Annotated in this window: 19 protein-coding genes and 1 riboswitch; of the genes, 8 read left to right on the top strand and 11 right to left on the bottom strand. The window is 72.3% G+C overall.

Features of this window, described 5'->3' with window-relative positions; all coding sequences use genetic code 11:
- Window position 1: 1 nt before the first annotated feature.
- The 8 genes from GXP76_RS06050 to GXP76_RS06015 form a co-directional block, all read right to left on the bottom strand.
- A complete protein-coding gene (locus tag GXP76_RS06050) occupies window positions 2–1,615 on the bottom strand; it encodes an alpha/beta hydrolase (RefSeq protein WP_242570373.1) in 1,614 nt (537 codons plus the stop codon).
- A gap of 145 nt (window positions 1,616–1,760) precedes the next feature.
- Window positions 1,761–2,576, bottom strand: coding sequence for an urease accessory protein UreD (locus tag GXP76_RS06045; protein WP_242570372.1), 816 nt, complete (start codon window positions 2,574–2,576; stop codon window positions 1,761–1,763).
- Window positions 2,573–3,268 (bottom strand): urease accessory protein UreG, encoded by a 696-nt coding sequence (gene ureG / locus GXP76_RS06040; protein WP_242570371.1) that lies wholly within the window; start codon window positions 3,266–3,268, stop codon window positions 2,573–2,575. The genes GXP76_RS06045 and ureG overlap by 4 nt, the downstream gene beginning before the upstream one ends.
- A gap of 37 nt (window positions 3,269–3,305) precedes the next feature.
- The gene (locus GXP76_RS06035; RefSeq protein WP_242570370.1) at window positions 3,306–3,980 is read right to left on the bottom strand and encodes an urease accessory protein UreF; all 675 of its coding nucleotides are present in this window, start codon (window positions 3,978–3,980) and stop codon (window positions 3,306–3,308) included.
- On the bottom strand, window positions 3,980–5,701 hold the full coding sequence (locus GXP76_RS06030; protein ID WP_242570369.1) for an urease subunit alpha: 1,722 nt from the start codon (window positions 5,699–5,701) through the stop codon (window positions 3,980–3,982). The genes GXP76_RS06035 and GXP76_RS06030 overlap by 1 nt, the downstream gene beginning before the upstream one ends.
- Window positions 5,694–6,005 (bottom strand): urease subunit beta, encoded by a 312-nt coding sequence (locus GXP76_RS06025; RefSeq protein WP_242570368.1) that lies wholly within the window; start codon window positions 6,003–6,005, stop codon window positions 5,694–5,696. The genes GXP76_RS06030 and GXP76_RS06025 overlap by 8 nt, the downstream gene beginning before the upstream one ends.
- A 14-nt stretch (window positions 6,006–6,019) precedes the next feature.
- Entirely contained in the window at window positions 6,020–6,322 is a 303-nt protein-coding gene (locus tag GXP76_RS06020) for an urease subunit gamma (RefSeq protein ID WP_069626722.1), read from the bottom strand.
- A gap of 135 nt (window positions 6,323–6,457) precedes the next feature.
- Window positions 6,458–7,078 carry a TetR/AcrR family transcriptional regulator gene (locus tag GXP76_RS06015; protein ID WP_242570367.1) on the bottom strand — a complete coding sequence of 207 codons (621 nt, stop codon included), beginning with the start codon at window positions 7,076–7,078 and terminating at the stop codon, window positions 6,458–6,460.
- A gap of 119 nt (window positions 7,079–7,197) precedes the next feature.
- Here GXP76_RS06015 and GXP76_RS06010 point away from each other — a divergent pair, with 119 nt between their 5' ends.
- Window positions 7,198–8,202 (top strand): ABC transporter permease, encoded by a 1,005-nt coding sequence (locus GXP76_RS06010; RefSeq protein WP_242570389.1) that lies wholly within the window; start codon window positions 7,198–7,200, stop codon window positions 8,200–8,202.
- A 119-nt stretch (window positions 8,203–8,321) separates the two neighbouring features.
- On the opposite strand, the gene GXP76_RS06005 is transcribed toward GXP76_RS06010, so the two are convergent.
- Complete coding sequence (locus GXP76_RS06005; RefSeq protein ID WP_242570366.1) at window positions 8,322–8,612, bottom strand: type II toxin-antitoxin system Phd/YefM family antitoxin; 291 nt, start codon at window positions 8,610–8,612, stop codon at window positions 8,322–8,324.
- An 80-nt stretch (window positions 8,613–8,692) separates the two neighbouring features.
- On the opposite strand from GXP76_RS06005, the gene GXP76_RS06000 reads away from it, so the two are divergent.
- From GXP76_RS06000 to GXP76_RS05990, 3 genes are all read left to right on the top strand, one after another.
- Window positions 8,693–9,328, top strand: coding sequence for an ATP-dependent Clp protease proteolytic subunit (locus GXP76_RS06000; RefSeq protein WP_242570365.1), 636 nt, complete (start codon window positions 8,693–8,695; stop codon window positions 9,326–9,328).
- A gap of 7 nt (window positions 9,329–9,335) precedes the next feature.
- Window positions 9,336–9,644 (top strand): hypothetical protein, encoded by a 309-nt coding sequence (locus GXP76_RS05995; protein ID WP_242570364.1) that lies wholly within the window; start codon window positions 9,336–9,338, stop codon window positions 9,642–9,644.
- Window positions 9,645–10,010: 366 nt separating this feature from the next.
- Window positions 10,011–10,194, top strand: a riboswitch (cyclic di-AMP (ydaO/yuaA leader).
- A gap of 3 nt (window positions 10,195–10,197) precedes the next feature.
- Window positions 10,198–10,671 (top strand): C40 family peptidase, encoded by a 474-nt coding sequence (locus tag GXP76_RS05990; RefSeq protein ID WP_242570363.1) that lies wholly within the window; start codon window positions 10,198–10,200, stop codon window positions 10,669–10,671.
- Window positions 10,672–10,718: 47 nt separating this feature from the next.
- Here the strand turns inward: GXP76_RS05990 and GXP76_RS05985 are convergent, their stop codons facing one another.
- Window positions 10,719–11,150 carry an ATP-binding protein gene (locus GXP76_RS05985; protein WP_242570362.1) on the bottom strand — a complete coding sequence of 144 codons (432 nt, stop codon included), beginning with the start codon at window positions 11,148–11,150 and terminating at the stop codon, window positions 10,719–10,721.
- A gap of 250 nt (window positions 11,151–11,400) precedes the next feature.
- Complete coding sequence (locus GXP76_RS05980) at window positions 11,401–12,609, bottom strand: 8-amino-7-oxononanoate synthase (RefSeq protein ID WP_242570361.1); 1,209 nt, start codon at window positions 12,607–12,609, stop codon at window positions 11,401–11,403.
- Window positions 12,610–12,752: 143 nt separating this feature from the next.
- Here GXP76_RS05980 and bioB point away from each other — a divergent pair, with 143 nt between their 5' ends.
- From bioB to GXP76_RS05960, 4 genes are read left to right on the top strand one after another with little or no spacing between them, the layout of a single operon-like run.
- On the top strand, window positions 12,753–13,895 hold the full coding sequence (bioB, locus tag GXP76_RS05975) for a biotin synthase BioB (RefSeq protein WP_242570360.1): 1,143 nt from the start codon (window positions 12,753–12,755) through the stop codon (window positions 13,893–13,895).
- Window positions 13,888–15,204, top strand: coding sequence for an adenosylmethionine--8-amino-7-oxononanoate transaminase (locus GXP76_RS05970; protein WP_242570359.1), 1,317 nt, complete (start codon window positions 13,888–13,890; stop codon window positions 15,202–15,204). Before bioB ends, GXP76_RS05970 begins: the two co-directional genes overlap by 8 nt.
- Before the next feature lies 1 nt (window position 15,205).
- Entirely contained in the window at window positions 15,206–15,988 is a 783-nt protein-coding gene (bioD, locus tag GXP76_RS05965) for a dethiobiotin synthase (RefSeq protein ID WP_242570358.1), read from the top strand.
- A gap of 57 nt (window positions 15,989–16,045) precedes the next feature.
- The gene (locus GXP76_RS05960) at window positions 16,046–16,726 is read left to right on the top strand and encodes a class I SAM-dependent methyltransferase (protein ID WP_242570357.1); all 681 of its coding nucleotides are present in this window, start codon (window positions 16,046–16,048) and stop codon (window positions 16,724–16,726) included.
- Window positions 16,727–16,735: the final 9 nt, after the last annotated feature.

Genomic DNA, 16,735 nt, shown 5'->3' with positions numbered 1-16,735 from the left:
CTTACGGCTTGGGCGTGGCGTGCGGTGCGCACGTCACGTCGCGCCGGTCGAGCTCGCCGCTGAGCAGATACGACTCGACGCGGTCGTTGATGCACGGGTTCGCCACATTGGTGATTCCGTGCGAACCGGCGTCCCGCTCGGTGATCAGACGTGAGCCCTTGAAGCGCTTGTGCAGTTCGACGGCGCCCCCGTACGGGGTGGCGGCGTCGCGCTCGGACTGCGCGATCAGTACGGGAGGCAGGCCCCGGCCCGTCCCGACCTCGACCGGTGTCTGCTGTTCCACGCCCCAGGTGGCGCAGGGCAGGTTCATCCAGGCGTTGGCCCAGGTGAGGAACGGGTGGTCGCGGTGGAGCCGGGTGTTGTCCCGGTCCCAGGTGCGCCAGCTCGTGGGCCACTTGGCGTCGGCGCACTCGACGGCGGTGTAGACCGCGTTGCTGTTCTCCGCGCGCGCGTTGCCGACCGTGTCGGAGAGGTCGGGTGCGGCGGCGTCGACGAGCGCCTGGGTGTCTCCGGCCAGGTACTTGCTCCAGGTGTCGGCGACCGGCACCCAGCTGGAGTCGTAGTACGGAGCGCTCTGGAACAGCCCGATGAGTTCGGCCGGTCCCACGACGCCGCCGATCGGGTTCTTCTTGGCGGTGGCGCGGAGCGTGTCCCACTGCTTCTCGACCTTGGCGACGGTGTCGCCGATGTGGAACGCCGCATCGTTCTCGGCGACCCACTTCTTCCAGTCGTCGAAGCGCTTCTCGAAGGCGACGTCCTGGTCCAGGTTGGCCTGGTACCAGATCTTCTCCCTCGACGGGTTGACCACGCTGTCCAGCACCATGCGTCGCACATGGGACGGGAAGAGCGTGCCGTAGACGGCGCCCAGGTAGGTGCCGTAGGAGACGCCGACGAAGTTGAGCTTCCTGTCGCCGAGCGCCGCCCGCAGGACGTCGAGGTCCCGCGCGGTGTTGGGCGTCGTCATGTGCGGCAGCATCCAGCCGCTGCGCTCCTTGCAGCCGTCCGCGTACTCGGCGGCGAGCTTGCGCTGGGCCCGCTTGTCGGCCTCGCTGTCGGGGACGGGGTCGGCCTTGGGCGCCTTGACGAACTCCTGCGGGTCGACGCACGAGATGGGCGTCGAGCGGCCGACTCCGCGCGGGTCGAAGCCGACGAAGTCGTACGCCTTCGCGGCGTCCGCCCAGATGGCGTTCTTGGTCACGACACGGCGCGGGAACGCCATGCCGGAACCGCCGGGGCCACCGGGGTTGTAGACGAGGGAGCCCTGACGCTCACCCGCGCCGCCCGTGTTGCCTATCCGGTCGACGGCTATCTTGATCTGCTTGCCGTGGGGACGGGCGTAGTCGAGCGGAACGCTCACGTAGCCGCACTGGATCGGCTTCTCCAGGGCCCAGTCGGCGGGGCAGTCCGCCCAGTCGATGCCCTTCTTCGCGGCGCGCTCGGCGGCGACCTCGGCGCCGTGTGCCTGAGCGCTCCGGGTCCTCTGCTCCTCGCTCCGCGCCTTCGAGCCGTCGGCCGCGCGGGCGTCGGCGCTCGCCGACGTGGCGGCGAGTGTGGTGGCGATGAGCGTGCCCGCGAGCAGGGTGCCGGCCGAGCCGAGTAGTGCTGTGCGTCTCAAGTGGTACCTCCCCCTGTGTGGCGCGCCGCGCGCTGCGGCGCTGTTCGTAGGGTTATCGGGAGGATCCTTCCGTCTCGGGACCCGTCGGGAACAGGTGATGGCCCTGATTCTTTGCCGAACCGATAGCCGGTGAATCCGGTTCCGCTCAGCGGTACATGTCCGCCAGGGCGTCGTCCAGGACCCGCCGCAGCGCCCGGGCGTCCGGGGCGAGGGCGGTCACCAGCGCTGCGGGACCGGCGAGCGGGGTGCGTACGGCGGTGTCGCCGAGCAGCCGGGGCGCCACCGGCTTCTCCTCGAACTCCGGTGCCACCAGCAGTAGTTGGCCGACCGCACGATGGTCTGCGACGACCGCGCCGCCGTCCCATCCACCGGGTGCGCCGGGTCCGAGGGCGAGTTGCTGGTCCAGCAGCGGGCGGCCCGCGTGGTGCACGGTGAGCCGGGAGGTGACGGTGCCGGGCGCCTCTCCGTGGCGCCCGAGGACGAGTTCCTCGCGCAGCACCAGCCGGGCGGTGGGGGCGAGTTCGACGCGGGTGTGTGTGCGCAGGTCGCTGCCGGTGACGGAGATCAACTGCTCGGGCAGCCAGTGCAGTACGGCGTCCGCGCCGACCGTCAGCCGTACGTCGTAGCCGGCGTGGTCGGCGGGCTCGTCACCGGCGCGGCGGCCGGGCAGCGCGATCATGGCCGCCGCCGCGTCCACGGTGAGCGCGGCCCCGTCCCGTACCCCCACCTCCAGGGCGAGCCGGTCGCCGCCGAGCGGTGCGCTCATCGCGCCGACGACGGTGACGCGGGCGGGCGCGGCGGAGCGGGCGTCCGGGCCGCCACCCGGGTGGGGGCCCGTGCCGGTGGTGGCCGCTCGGGTACGGCGCAGTGCGAGCGGGCCGGCGCTCTCCAGCACGGGCAGGACGGTGCCGCCGCGTCCGTCGGGCGCGGCGGTGATCCGGGCGGTGGCGTGGACGCTCATGCGGTCCAGGCGGTGAATCGCGCGCGTACCCAGTCGGCCACCGGGGCCACCCCGTCGGGGCCGGTGAGCGAGGTGAACAGGACGGGCAGTTCGCCGCGCTGCTCCTTGGCGTCGGACGCCATGCGCCCGAGGTCCGAGCCGACGTACGGCGCGAGGTCGGTCTTGTTGATCACCAGCAGGTCGGAGGTGGTCACGCCGGGACCGCCCTTGCGGGGGATGTCGTCGCCGCCGGCCACGTCGATGACGAAGATCTGCGCGTCCACGAGGCCCTTGGAGAAGGTGGCGGTGAGGTTGTCCCCGCCGGACTCGACGAGGATCAGGTCGAGCGGTCCGACGGAGTCCTCCAGATCCTCGACGGCTTCGAGGTTGGCGGAGATGTCGTCGCGGATCGCGGTGTGCGGGCAGGCGCCGGTCTCGACGGCCTGGATCCGCTCGGCGGGCAGCACCGCGTTGCGCAGCAGGAACGCCGCGTCCTCCCGCGTGTAGATGTCGTTGGTGACGACGGCGATGGACAACTGGTCGCGCAGTGACCGGCAGAGGGCCGCGACGGTCGCGGTCTTGCCGGAGCCGACGGGCCCGCCGAGGCCGATGCGCAGGGCCCGGCGCGAGCCGTCGGGGCGGGCGGCCCCGGCGCCGTGGCCGTGCGGGCCCGGATACGGGTCGGTGTACGGGTCCGCGTGGTCGAGGTGCATGGTGCGGCTCCTTCGTGACGAGTGGTGCTGCGAGGCGTTACGAGGCGAAGAGGCGCACCGCCCAGGCCGCGTGCGCCTCGGCGGTGATGTCGAGCAGCGGCGCCGAGGCGGCGGGCAGCGCGCCGGGGCCCTTGCGTACGGCGCGGTGCGCGGTGGCCACGGCGTGCCGGGCGGCTTCGTCGATGTCGGGTGCCAGCCGGGCGAGGACGGCGGTCGCGTCGAAGGGGTCCAGGCTGAGCAGACGTACGGCGGCGGTGGCCGGGCCGCTCGCCGTCTCGTACAGGACGCAGTGCGCGGCGTCCTCGGGTCCGAGACCGGCCGAGCGCGCGGCGAGGCCGAGGACGATCGGCTGGTGGGCGCCGCGCGGGCGGGCCGCGGCCAGCGCGTCGAGTTCGGGGCCCGGCCAGGTGGCGCGTGCGGCGCGCATCATCTGGCGGCCCAGTCTGCGTGCGGTGGCGCGCAGGGCGGGTGAGGGGGTGCGTGCGTCGGCGGCCTCGTCCAGTGCAAGGGGGTCGACGCCGAGTACGGCCGCCGCGGCGAGCGCGGCGGTGGTGAGGCCGGTGGTGTGGAGCCGGCCCCGGCAGAAGGACGCCAGGTCGCGGGCGTCGGTGAGCCGCCCCGCGCGGACGGCCGCCTCGGCGCCGCCCGAGTGGGCGTGGCCGCCGGCCGGGAACCGTCCGTCGGCGAGGACGAGCAGTGCGGCGCGGCTCATCAGAAGAGGAAGTAGCGCTGCGCCAGGGGCAGTTCGGCGGCGGGTGCCGGTTCGACCACCTCTCCGTCGATGGTCACCGTGAAGGTGTCGGGGTCGACCTGGACCCGTGGCAGGGCGTCGTTCTGCCGCATGTCGGCCTTGCCGACGGAGCGGGTGTTCTCGATGGGTACGAAGCGTTTGCCGAGGCCGAGGCGTTCGGGCAGGGCGTCCTCGATCGCCTCCTGTGCGACGAAGTTGACGGAGTTGGCCGCCGGGGCGGTGCCGGTCGCGCCGAACATGGGCCGGGGCATGACGGGTTGCGGGGTGGGGATGGAGGCGTTGGCGTCGCCCATCTGCGCGTACGCGATCTGGCCGCCCTTGATGACCAGTTGGGGCTTCACACCGAAGAACGCCGGGTCCCACAGGACGAGATCGGCGAGTTTGCCGGTCTCGACGGAGCCGATCTCGTGGCCGAGTCCCTGCGCGACGGCCGGGTTGACGGTGTACTTGGCGATGTACCGGCGGACCCGGTGGTTGTCGGCCCGGCCGTCGCCGGGCAGTGCGCCCCGGCGTTTCTTCATGACGTGCGCGGTCTGCCAGGTCCGCAGGATCACCTCGCCGATACGGCCCATGGCCTGGGAGTCGGAGGAGATGATCGAGACGGCTCCGAGGTCGTGCAGGATGTCCTCGGCGGCGATGGTGGACGGTCTGATCCGTGACTCGGCGAACGCCAGGTCCTCGGGGACGGCGGGGTTGAGGTGGTGACAGACCATCAGCATGTCGAGGTGTTCGTCGATGGTGTTGACGGTGTGCGGCCGCGTGGGGTTGGTCGAACTGGGCAGGACGTACGGCTCGGAGACCACCGTGATGATGTCGGGGGCGTGACCGCCGCCCGCGCCCTCCGAGTGGTACGCGTGCAGGGTCCGCCCGGCGACGGCGGCGAGGGTGTCGGCAACGAATCCGGCCTCGTTGAGTGTGTCGGTGTGGATGGCGAGCTGGACGCCGGTCTCCTCGCAGACGCCGAGGCAGGTGTCGATGACGGCCGGGGTCGCCCCCCAGTCCTCGTGGATCTTGAACCCGAGGGCGCCGCCGCGCAGTTGGGAGTACATGGCGTCGCGCGACATCGTGTTGCCCTTGCCGAGCAGTCCGATGTTGACGGGGGCCGAGTCCAGGGCGGCGAACATCCGTGCCAGATGCCAGGGCCCCGGCGTGACGGTGGTGGCCTTCGTCCCCTCGGCGGGTCCGGTGCCGCCGCCGACGAGGGTGGTGATGCCGGAGGAGAGCGCCTGGTCGACGAGGGTCGGCGAGATGAAGTGGACGTGGGCGTCGACGGCTCCGGCGGTGAGGATCTTCCCGTTGCCCGCGATGATCTCGGTCTCGGGCCCGATGACGAGATCGGGGTGGACGCCGTCCATGGTGTCGGGGTTGCCGGCCTTGCCGATGCCGGTGATACGGCCGTCCCTGATGCCGATGTCGGCCTTGACGACGCCCCAGTGGTCGATGATCACGGCGCCGGTGAGCACGGTGTCCGGGGCGCCCTCGGCCCGCGTCGTACGCGACTGGCCCATCGACTCACGGATCACCTTGCCGCCGCCGAACACCGCCTCGTCCCCGGCGAGTCCGGGGCCGCCGGAGCGGTCCTCCTCGATCTCGACGAGGAGGTCGGTGTCGGCGAGCCGGATCCGGTCGCCGGTGGTGGGGCCGAAGAGGTCGGCGTAGACGGCTCTGTTCAGCTCAGGCATCGAGGGGACCTCCGGTCGCGCCGCGCAGGCCCGGTACGACGCGGTGCCCGGCGAGCGGGACGAGTTCGACGTCGACGGGGATGCCGGGCTCGAACCGTACGGACGTGCCGGCGGCCACGTTCAGGCGCAGGCCGTACGCCGCCGCGCGGTCGAACCGCAGGCCGGGATTGGTCTCGGCGAAGTGGTAGTGGGAGCCGATCTGGACGGGCCGGTCGGCGGCGTTGAGCACGGTGAGACGGGTGACGGGGCGGCCCTCGTTGAGCTGCACGGCGTCGTCGCCGTAAAGGATCTCTCCGGGAATCATCGGCGGCCCTCCCCTCAGACGATCGGGTCGTGGACGGTGACGAGCTTGGTGCCGTCCGGGAAGGTGGCCTCGACCTGCACGTCGTGGATCATCTCGGGGATGCCCTCCATGACGTCGTCGCGGGTGAGCACCTTGCGTCCGGACGCCATGAGTTCGGCGACGGTACGGCCGTCCCTGGCGCCTTCGAGGAGGTGCGAGGTGATGAGGGCGACCGCCTCGGGGTGGTTGAGACGCAGTCCGCGCGCCAGCCGTCTGGTGGCCACGTCGGCGGCCACATGGATGAGCAGACGTTCCTGCTCGTGCGGGGTCAACTGCACGTTCCCACCTCACTGTCGCGGCCCGGTCCGGCGTGGAGCCTGTTGTCCACCCGTGTCGATTCAACACTCTGTTGAACACGTGAGAGGGCAACGCGGAGAGACATCGCACGTTACGGCGGAAGTTTTTCCGGCAGGTTAACCGGGCCTTTGCGCACCCATGGACATCAACCCGCGCAGGCCGTCCTGGAGGATCTCCACCGGGGCCTCACCGAACAGCGCCTGCTGGGCGGCGAAGCCCTGCACCGTGGCGATCACCGTCCGGGCGACATGCTCCGCCGGGATGTCGTCCCGCATCAGCCCCGCCGCCTGGTACGCCTCGACGACCTCGACCCAGGCGGCGCGCACCGCGTCGTAGCCGGTCCGGAGCAGCTCCGCGAGCGACTCGTTGCGCAGGGTCTCCCCCCACACCTGGATGAGCAGGCGGGGCATCTCGACGGTGACGCCCCGGACGTGCTCCCCGTACACCACGCGCCCCATCACCTCGCCGACCAGCACGTCCGGCGGGTCGGGCGGACTCTGGCGCGCGGCCTCCTCGAACGCCTCCCTGACGGTGTCGAGCACCTCGGCGACGATGGCCCCGATCAACTCCTCCTTGCCGCTGAAGTAGCGGTAGACGGCGCCGGCGGAGAGGTCGACCTCGCGCAGCACGTCCTGCATCGACGTGGCGTGGAAGCCGTTGCGCGCGAAACAGCGCGCGGCGCCGTCGAGGATCTGACGCCTGCGGGCGTCCAGGTGCTGCTGCGATACGCGTGCCATGCGAGCAACGTAAAACGAACATTCCTTCTTGACAAGGTTCCGTTCCGCGGTGACAGTGGAATCCGTAAAACGAACGATCCTTCTTTTTTACCGCTCCCGTGGACCGAAGCGAGGACACGATGCCCGCCTCCCCCACCCGCCGCATGATCGGCGTCATCCTCCTGATCCCCCTGATCGCCGCTCTGGCGCTGTCGGCCTTCGCCTGGCCCGCCGCCCGGACGGCCCCCCACGATCTGCCGGTCGGCGTCGCGGGGCCCGCCGCGGCGACGGCGCCGCTCCAGCGGGGATTCGAGCGGCAGCCGGGCGCCTTCGAGGTGCACCGGTACGACGACGAGGCCGCCGCCCGCGCGGCCGTCGAGGAACGGGACGTCTACGGGGCCGTGGTCGCCGCACCGGAGGGACCGCACCTGCTGACGGCGTCCGCGGCCGGACCAGCCGTCGCCCAGCTGCTCAGGGAGGCCGTGACCGCGCGGGCACCGGCGGGCACCCAGGTCCGTGTGACCGACGTGGTCGCGACGCCCCCGGGCGACCCGCGCGGCGGCGTGTTCGGCGCGAGCATGCTCCCGCTGTCCCTGGCGGGCGTCGCCACCGGCGCGCTGGTGAGCCTGCTCGCACTGCGCGGCGTCCGCGCGCTGGGCACGCTGTTCGGAGCGGCGGCCCTGGCGGGCCTCATGGCCACCGCCCTCGCCCACAACTGGCTGGACGTGCTCGCCGGCGACTGGTGGGCGGAGGCAGGGGTGTTCGGGCTCGCCGTCCTGGCCATCGGCGCGACCGTGGCCGGGCTCGCCGCGCTCCTGGGCCGGGCCGGGATCGGTCTCGGGGCGCTGCTGGTGGCGCTGCTCGGCAACCCGCTCTCCGGAGTGTCGAGTGCGCCCGAACTCCTGCCGGAATCGGTCGGGGCGCTCGGTCAGTGGCTGCCGCCGGGCGCGAGCGGTTCACTGCTCCGCTCGGTCGCCTACTTCGACGGGAACGCGGCGGCGACACCCGCGCTGACGCTCACCGCGTGGGCGGTGCTGGGCCTGGCCGCCGTGATGCTGGGGGCACGCCGCACGGCCGCGGCGCCCGAGACCCCGGACTCGCCCGACGCCCCGGCGCGTACGCGGGAGCCCGCCCCGGCCGCCTGACCGCGTCTCACCGAACCGCGCACACCCACCATCACGCCGGACGGGCCCAGCCCATCCGGCGTCCGAGCGTGGCAGCCGGGACAGAACCCCGCCGCGCCCGGCGTCCGGGGCCGGAGATCTCAGCGCCTCTCCGGCCGCTCGTGTTTCGCCACGATGCCGAAGTCCGCGCGTTCGCCCGGAGCGGACGCCACCGACCTGATCGCGCTCACCGAAGCGATCACCCGCTCCTCGGCCGCGGCGGCCTCCTCGGACTTGAGGCTCTCCAGTCGCTCCAGGTCAGCGGCCGACACCAGGGCGACGAGCGGCTTGCCGTGACGCGTCACCACGACGTGTTCCTCGCCGTAGACGACCCGGTTGATCAGGTCCGCGAGTTCCGCCCTCGCTTGCGTCACCGGAATTTCGTAGGCCATGCTCTCCATCTTACGGTCTGTACGTCCTGTACATTTTTTACGGACGAGAGCCGTGTCCGGCACGCGAGGAGAGGCACACCATGAACCGTCCTTCCGCCCGTTACGTCCTGCCCGAGTTCACCGAGCGGACCTCCACCGGGACCCGGTCGCTCGACCCGTACTCCAAGCTCTTCGAAGGCCGGATCGTCTTCCTCGGCACCGCCCTGGACGACACCTCGGCGAACGATGTGATCGCCCAGCTGCTCCAGCTCGAATACGCGGCGCCGGACCAGGACATCGCCCTCTACATCAACTCCCCCGGCGGCTCCCTCAGCGCCATGTCCGCCGTGTACGACACGATGCAGGTCGTCGGCTGCGACGTGGCGACCACCTGTCTCGGCCAGGCCGTGTCGACCGCCGCGGTCCTGCTGGCCGCGGGAGCCCCCGGCAAGCGCATGGCGCTGCCCGGCGCGCGCGTCGTGCTCCGGCAGCCGGGGATCGAGGAGCCCGTACGCGGCCAGCCGTCCGATCTCGCCATCCACGCCGAGGAGTTGCTGCGGCTGCGGGCCCTGATGGCGCGCATGCTGGTGCGGCACACCGGCCGGAGCACCGAGCGGATCGACGACGACATCGACCGGGACACGATCCTCGACGCGACGGGCGCCATGGAGTACGGCCTGGTGGACCACGTCGCACAGGACCGCAGGGCGTCCCTCGGCCTCAACTCCCCCCGGTGACCCGCCGATGCTGCCACCGGAACTCCCGCCGCTGCCCGCGCTGACGCGCGCCGAGGGCGACTTCGTCGACAGCTACCTCCAGGTCGTCGATCTGGTCGGCCGGATCAACCCGTCGCGGGGCGACGACACGTACGGCGCGCTGCGCGCCGCACAGGCCCTGGTCTCCAGGGCCGCCGAACTGCGCGACGCGCTGACACTGATGCACGCCAGGGGTGAGCGGGAGTTGCACACGCCGACCCTGGACCGCGCACTGCGGGTCCTCGACGGGGAGCGCAGGGCCGGGCGGGTCACCATGCCGCCCGGACCGGGGACTTGACGGGCCCCGGCCGCACAACCCGCCCAAGGACCCGTGACACGGCGCGGACCGGCGGCCCACCGCCCCGTACGGACGCGTCCGTACGGGAATTGCCCGCCCGTTCGGCGTATCGGCGCGCCCCCCGCGATCAAGGCGGCGACTTGCGGCGGGTGATCGGCCGTCCGGCCCTCACATACTCGCTGCGCCGCAGGTACAGCGCATGAGTGGTCATATCAGCCCTTCACCCAATCGCCCACAGCAACCCAAACGCGCCAAAAGTGACGAGAGTCACATCTGGTCGTTTCGGCGCGGAATTTCACCGATGCCGCGTCAAGATCCGTGGACGACAAGCCCCCGCCACCTCGGCGGGGCGGTCCGGGTGGACGCCGAGTCCTGCCGCCGCTCCGGACGACTGGTCGACACGAGTGGATCGGCAGGAGTGGAGGACCCGAGCAGTTCGGGGCGTTCCGACCATGGACCGCCCCTCGGGGTGAAGCCGCGCACGCGGCCGGACATCTTCGCCTGTCCGAACCCGACAGGTCATCCTTCACAGGCGGCTGACGAAGGGTTGCGCATGTCCGCGCAGACGCATGTCCCGTCGCTGCTCTCCCGGACCGGTACCGCATCGGTTCTCCTCGCCGCCGTCGGCGGCACGATGCTGGCGCCCGGCGCCGTGTCCGAGGCACACGCCCGGCCCGCGACCGCGGCCAAGGCTCTGCATGTGGCCGCCTCCAAGAAGGGCGCGCCGTACAAGCACGGGGCGGCGGGCCCGCACCGGTTCGACTGCTCGGGCCTGACGGTGTTCTCGTACAAGAAGGCGGGCAAGTCGCTGCCGCGTACGGCGCAGCAGCAGTACAACACGTCGCGCCACATCCCGGCCTCCAGCCGCAAACGGGGCGACCTGGTCTTCTTCCATCACGGCAGCAGCGTCTACCACGTCGGGATCTACGCCGGGGCCGGCAAGATCTGGCATTCGCCGAAGTCGGGTCAGGTGGTGCGGCTGGAGCGCATCTGGTCCAAGAGCGTCTGGTACGGCCGCGTCCGCTGACGCCCTCGCAGGCGGCGCGCGGCATGGCTGACGGGTCCGCGCGTGGGTCAGCCCTGGGCGGGGACCGTCCAGGGCAGGGTGATCCAGACCGTCTTGCCGCCGTCCGGTGTGGGAGTGACGGACAGCCCGCCGCCGTACTCGACGGTCAGCGCCCGGATGATGACCATGCCCCGGCCGTTGTCCTGCTGGACCGCGGCCGGGAGCCGGCGCGGCCACCGCGGATGGCTGTCGGTGACGCCGACGCGCAACTGTTCGTCGCGCTCCAGGGTGATGTCGACCGTGAACGTCGGTGACGACCCGAAGGTGTGCTGCACGGCGTTGGTCGCGAGCTCCGAGATGATCAGGCGAACCGTTTCGGCGGTCTCGGCGTTGCCGGGCAGGCCCCACTCCGCGAGAACGCGCGCGACGTATCTGCGCGCCTCGGGTACCGAGGCGGGATCGCTCGGCAGCGTGACGGATGCTTCCTGATGGTCTGCCATGGGCGACGCTGTCCTTTTCCAGCCGGGACGCAGACCGACCTACGGCAGATGCCCGCGGGTACGTCCCCGGATTGCGCTTCGCGACACACTGCCATCATCGGTGCCCGCCGCACGGCGATCCGCCGGGATACTGCTCCCGTTGTCGCTCTAAGCGGTGAACCCTGCTACGCGCAAACGTATTTGAGCGGGCTCAAGTTTCCGGTCCCCGCGACCGAGGTGGGACACCCCGTGGGCGGGGCTTCACCGTGCGTCAGCCGACGTGTGCCACGGCCCCGGCGGGCGCGGTCGCGACGATCGTCGCGAGCGCCGTGGCGACCTGCTGCTCCGTCAGGTCCGCGCGGGCCGTGAGCCTGATCCGGGAGATCCCGTCCGGCACCGACGGCGGCCGGAAGCAGCCCACCACCAGCCCCGCGGCCCGGCAGTCGGCGGCCCAGCGCACGGCCGCCTCCGGGGAGGGCGCACGGACGGAGACCACGGCCGCGTCCGGTCGTACGGCCGTCAGCCCCGCCCCCGTCAGCCCCTGGTGCAGCGCGTGCGCCACCGCCCGGGCCCGGACCGCGAGTGACGGGTCCCCCCGCAGCAGCCGCAGGCTCGCGAGCGCGGCGCCCACGGCGGCCGGTGCCAGACCCGTGTCGAAGATGAACGACCGCGCGGTGTTGACGAGTTGTCCGATGACCCGGGCAGGCCCGAGGACCGCGCCGCCCTGGCTGCCCAGCGACTTGGAGAGGGTGATGGTGGCGACGGTCCCCGGGTCGCCCGCCAGGCCCGCCGCGTGGACGGCGCCACGCCCGCCGTCGCCCAGCACACCGAGACCGTGGGCGTCGTCCACGAGCAGGGCCGCGCCCCGTGTACGGCACACCTCGGCCAGCCGCGCGAGCGGCGCCGCGTCGCCGTCCACCGAGAACACCGAGTCACTGACGGCCAGGGCCCGCGTGCCCTCGCGCGCTTCGAGCGTCTTGTCCACGGCCTCCGGGTCCGCGTGCGGTACGACGACGGTCTCGGCGCGCGAGAGACGGCAACCGTCCACGATGGAGGCGTGATTGGCGGCGTCCGAGACGACGAGCGAGCCGCGCGCGGTCAGCGCGGTGAGGGCGGCGAGGTTCGCGGCGTACCCGGACGACAGGACGAGCGCGGCCTCGAAACCGCAGAACCCGGCCAGCTCGGACTCCAGTTCGGCGTGCAGGGCGGTGCTTCCGGTGACCAGCCGGGAGCCGGTGGCGCCCGCGCCCCAGCGGCGTGCCGCGTCGGCCGCCGCGTCCGTCGTCACGGGGTGGCGCGTGAGCCCCAGGTAGTCGTTGCTCGCCAGATCCAGGAGCGCCGAGCCGGCGTCGCGTGGCCGCAGCGTACGGACCAGACCGGAACGCTCCCGCCCGCGGGCCTCGTCGTCGATCCAGCCGAACGGATCCGGCGGGGTGGACGGGGCACGCGTGCTCGGCACGTGCGGCGGCTCGATGGGCACGGCTCAGGTCCTTTTGTAGGCAGCCCACAGACCCTAACCGTGGTGGAACCTGACTTGAGTGTGGTCATACACACACCTGAATGCACCTGTCTTGTAGGATTCATCCTTGGCCCGGAGGCCCGCGGTACGCCAGGATCGGCGCCATGGACCTGCTGAACACACTGGTGGAGAAGGGCCTTCGGCGCGAGCTGCCGTCGCGCGAAGAAGCGCTCGCCGTGCTGGCGACCTCCGACGACGATCTGCTCGACGTGGTGGCTGCGGCCGGGAAGGTGCGCCGCCAGTGGTTCGGGCGGCGGGTCAAACTCAATTACCTGGTCAACCTCAAGTCGGGGCTCTGCCCCGAGGACTGCTCGTACTGCTCCCAGCGCCTCGGGTCCAAGGCCGAGATCCTCAAGTACACCTGGCTGAAGCCCGACGAGGCGTCCAGGGCGGCCGCGGCCGGAGTGGCCGGCGGCGCGAAGCGGGTCTGTCTGGTCGCGAGCGGCCGGGGCCCGACGGACCGGGACGTCGACCGGGTCTCGCGGACCATCGGCGCGATCAAGGAACAGAATGCCGACGTCGAGGTCTGCGCCTGTCTGGGGCTGCTCTCGGAGGGTCAGGCGGAGCGGCTGAAGGCGGCGGGCGCCGACGCGTACAACCACAACCTGAACACGTCCGAGGCGACGTACGGCGACATCACCACCACCCACACCTACGCGGACCGGGTGGAGACGGTGCGGCACGCGCAGGGCGCTGGTCTGTCGGCCTGTTCCGGGCTGATCGCGGGCATGGGCGAGAGCGACGCCGACCTGGTGGACGTGGTCTTCGGACTGCGCGAGCTGGACCCGGACTCGGTTCCGGTCAACTTCCTCATCCCCTTCGAGGGCACTCCGCTGGCGGACGAGTGGAATCTGACCCCGCAGCGGGCGCTGCGCATTCTCGCGATGGTGCGGTTCGTCTGCCCCGACGTGGAGGTCAGGCTCGCGGGCGGACGTGAGGTGCACCTGCGGACGATGCAGCCGCTCGCGCTGCACCTGGTCAACTCGATCTTCCTCGGTGACTACCTCACCAGCGAGGGCCAGGAGGGCAAGGCCGACCTGGACATGATCGCGGACGCCGGGTTCGAGGTGGAGGGCACGGACACCACGACGCTGCCCGGGCACCGCGGCGGCGGCTGCGACAGCCCGTGCGGCGATGCGCCGGCGGACGGCGGGGAACCGGCCGGGGCGGATGCCGCCTCCGCCCGGACGGACCTGGTGACCGTACGGCGGCGCGGCGCGGGTACGGATCTGGCGCCCAATGCCTGACACCGTGGACGCGGGCGCGCTGGATCCTGACGCGCTGCTGGCGCTGGACCGGGCCCATGTCTGGCATCCGTACGGCCCGATGCCGGGCCGTACTGACCCACTGGTCGTGGAGTCCGCCTCCGGTGTACGGCTCCGGCTCGCCCGCCCGGCCGAGGGGCGGGACGAGTTGGTCGACGGCATGTCGTCCTGGTGGTCGGCGATCCACGGCTACAACCACCCGGTCCTCAACGAGGCGGCACACGGCCAGCTCGCTCGGATGAGCCATGTGATGTTCGGTGGGCTCACCCATGAGCCGGCCGTCCGGCTGGCCGCCCGGCTGGTGGAGATCACCCCCGAACCGCTGCGGCACGTCTTCCTCGCCGACTCGGGTTCGGTGTCGGTGGAAGTGGCCGTCAAGATGTGCCTCCAGTACTGGCGTTCGCGGGGCCGCCCGGCCAAGTCGCGCCTGCTGACCTGGCGCGGCGGCTACCACGGGGACACCTGGCAGCCCATGTCGGTGTGCGACCCCGAGGGCGGTATGCACGGGCTCTGGTCGGGTGTGCTGCCGCGCCAGGTCTTCGCCGACGGGCCGCCGGCCGACTCCGAGCCGTACGACGAGGGTTACGCGGACGGTCTGCGCGCGCTCGTCGCCCGTCACGCGGACGAACTGGCCGCCGTGATCGTGGAGCCGGTGGTGCAGGGGGCGGGCGGTATGCGCTTCCACTCCCCCGACTACGTACGGGTGCTGCGCGAGGTCTGCGACGAGTACGGCGTCCTGCTCGTCCTCGACGAGATCGCGACGGGCTTCGGCCGCACGGGCGCGCTGTTCGCCGCCGGGCACGCGGGTGTCTCCCCCGATGTGATGTGTGTGGGCAAGGCCCTGACCGGCGGTTACCTCACGATGGCCGCGACGTTGTGCACGTCGGAGGTGGCCGAGGGCATCTCGCGCGGTGAGGTGCCCGTCCTGGCCCACGGGCCCACCTTCATGGGCAACCCGCTGGCGTCGGCGGTGGCGTGTGCCTCGATCGACCTGCTGCTCGGCCAGGACTGGCAGGGTGAGGTCAAACGGATCGAGGCGGGGCTGCGTGACGGACTCGCCGAGACGGCGGCACTGCCCGGTGTGAAGGACGTCCGGGTGCTCGGCGCGATCGGCGTCGTGCAACTGGACCGCGAGGTGGACATGGCGTCGGCGACACGGGCGGCGGTGCGCGAGGGTGTGTGGCTGCGGCCGTTCCGCGATCTCGTGTACACGATGCCGCCGTACGTCACGGACGACGACGACGTCGCCCGTATCTGCCGCGCGGTGGCCGCCGCGGCGAGGGAGGGCTGAGATGCCGGTACTGATCGTCTCCGGGACCGGGACGGAGATCGGCAAGACCGTCGTCACGGCCGCCGTCGCCGCGATCGCGCTGGCCCGGGGCCTGGACGTCGCCGTACTGAAGCCCGCCCAGACCGGTGTCGGCGCGGGCCGGCCGGGAGACGTGGACGAGGTCATCCGCCTCGCGGGCGGCGTCACGACGGTCGAACTGGCCCGGTTTCCCGAGCCGTTGGCGCCGGCCACGGCGGCCCGGCGGGCGGGTGCGCCACCGGTGCGGCCCGACGACATCGCCGAGACGGCCGGGAAGCTGGCGACCGAGCACGACCTGGTGCTGGTCGAGGGCGCGGGCGGGCTGCTCGTACGGTTCGACGAGAAGGGCGGCACGCTCGCGGACGCCGCGCGGCTGCTCGACGCCCCCGTGCTGATGGTGGCGCCGGCCGGGCTCGGCACGCTCAACATGACCGCGCTGACGTCCGAGGCGCTGAGGTCGCGCGGCCTGGCGGCCCTCGGCGTGGTGATCGGGAGCTGGCCGGCCGTGCCGGATCTGGCGGCGCGCTGCAATCTGGCCGATCTGCCGGACGTGGCGGGGGCCCCGCTGCTCGGGGCCGTACCGCACGGCGCGGGCGTGCTCACCCCGGCCCGGTTCCGTGCGAGCGCGGCCGGCTGGCTGGCTCCGGCGCTCGGCGGAAGCTGGGACGCGTCGCGTTTCACGGCGGACGCGGTGTCGGGACCGCTACGGGCGCGGAGTCATGTGCCCCGCCCGAACGGTGACGGGTTCCGGCCCATGAGCTGCTGAGCGGAGCCTGACGGGGAAGAATCGCGGTGTCGCCGTACGCCGGAGGAGACCCGCCCCATGCATCTGCGCAACCGCATGCCCGCCAAGGACTCGGTGCACCACCCGGTCTTCGCGCGCTTCTACGCGCGGATGAGCGTCGCCGCCGACACGAGGGGCGGCGTCGCGGCCCTGCGCACGGAGCTGCTGGCCGGTCTGTCGGGACGGGTCGTCGAGATCGGCGCGGGGAACGGGCTGAACTTCGCGCACTATCCGGCGGCGGTCTCCGAGGTCGTGGCGATCGAACCGGAGCGCGGGCTGCGGCAGTTGGCGGTGCGGGCGGCGATGCGGGCGACGGTCCCGGTGGATGTGCGGCCCGGCACGGCGGAGGCGTTGCCCGCCGAGGACGAGGGCTTCGACGCGGCGGTCGCCTCCCTGGTGCTGTGCACCGTACGGGACGTGCCACGGGCGCTCGCCGAGGTACGCCGGGTCCTGCGCCCCGGCGGTGAGCTGCGCTTCTTCGAACACGGGCTGGCGCGGGAGCGTGGTCTGGCGACGGTGCAGAAGGCGCTCCAGCGCACGGTGTGGCCGGCGCTCTTCGGCGGGTGCCATCCGGCGCGCGACCCTCTCGCCGCGATCGCCGACGCCGGCTTCGAGTCCGGCAAGCACCGCTCGCTGCGGGTGCCGGACCCCGGCCCGCGGACGCCGACCTCACCGTGTGTGCTCGGTGTGGCGTACCGGCCGCGGGCGGATCTGGTCTGACCCGGCGTG

The sequence above is a fragment of the Streptomyces sp. NP-1717 genome (genome assembly GCF_022695985.1).
Classification (GTDB): Bacteria; Actinomycetota; Actinomycetes; order Streptomycetales; family Streptomycetaceae; genus Streptomyces.
This window is presented reverse-complemented; position numbering and strand designations above follow the sequence as displayed.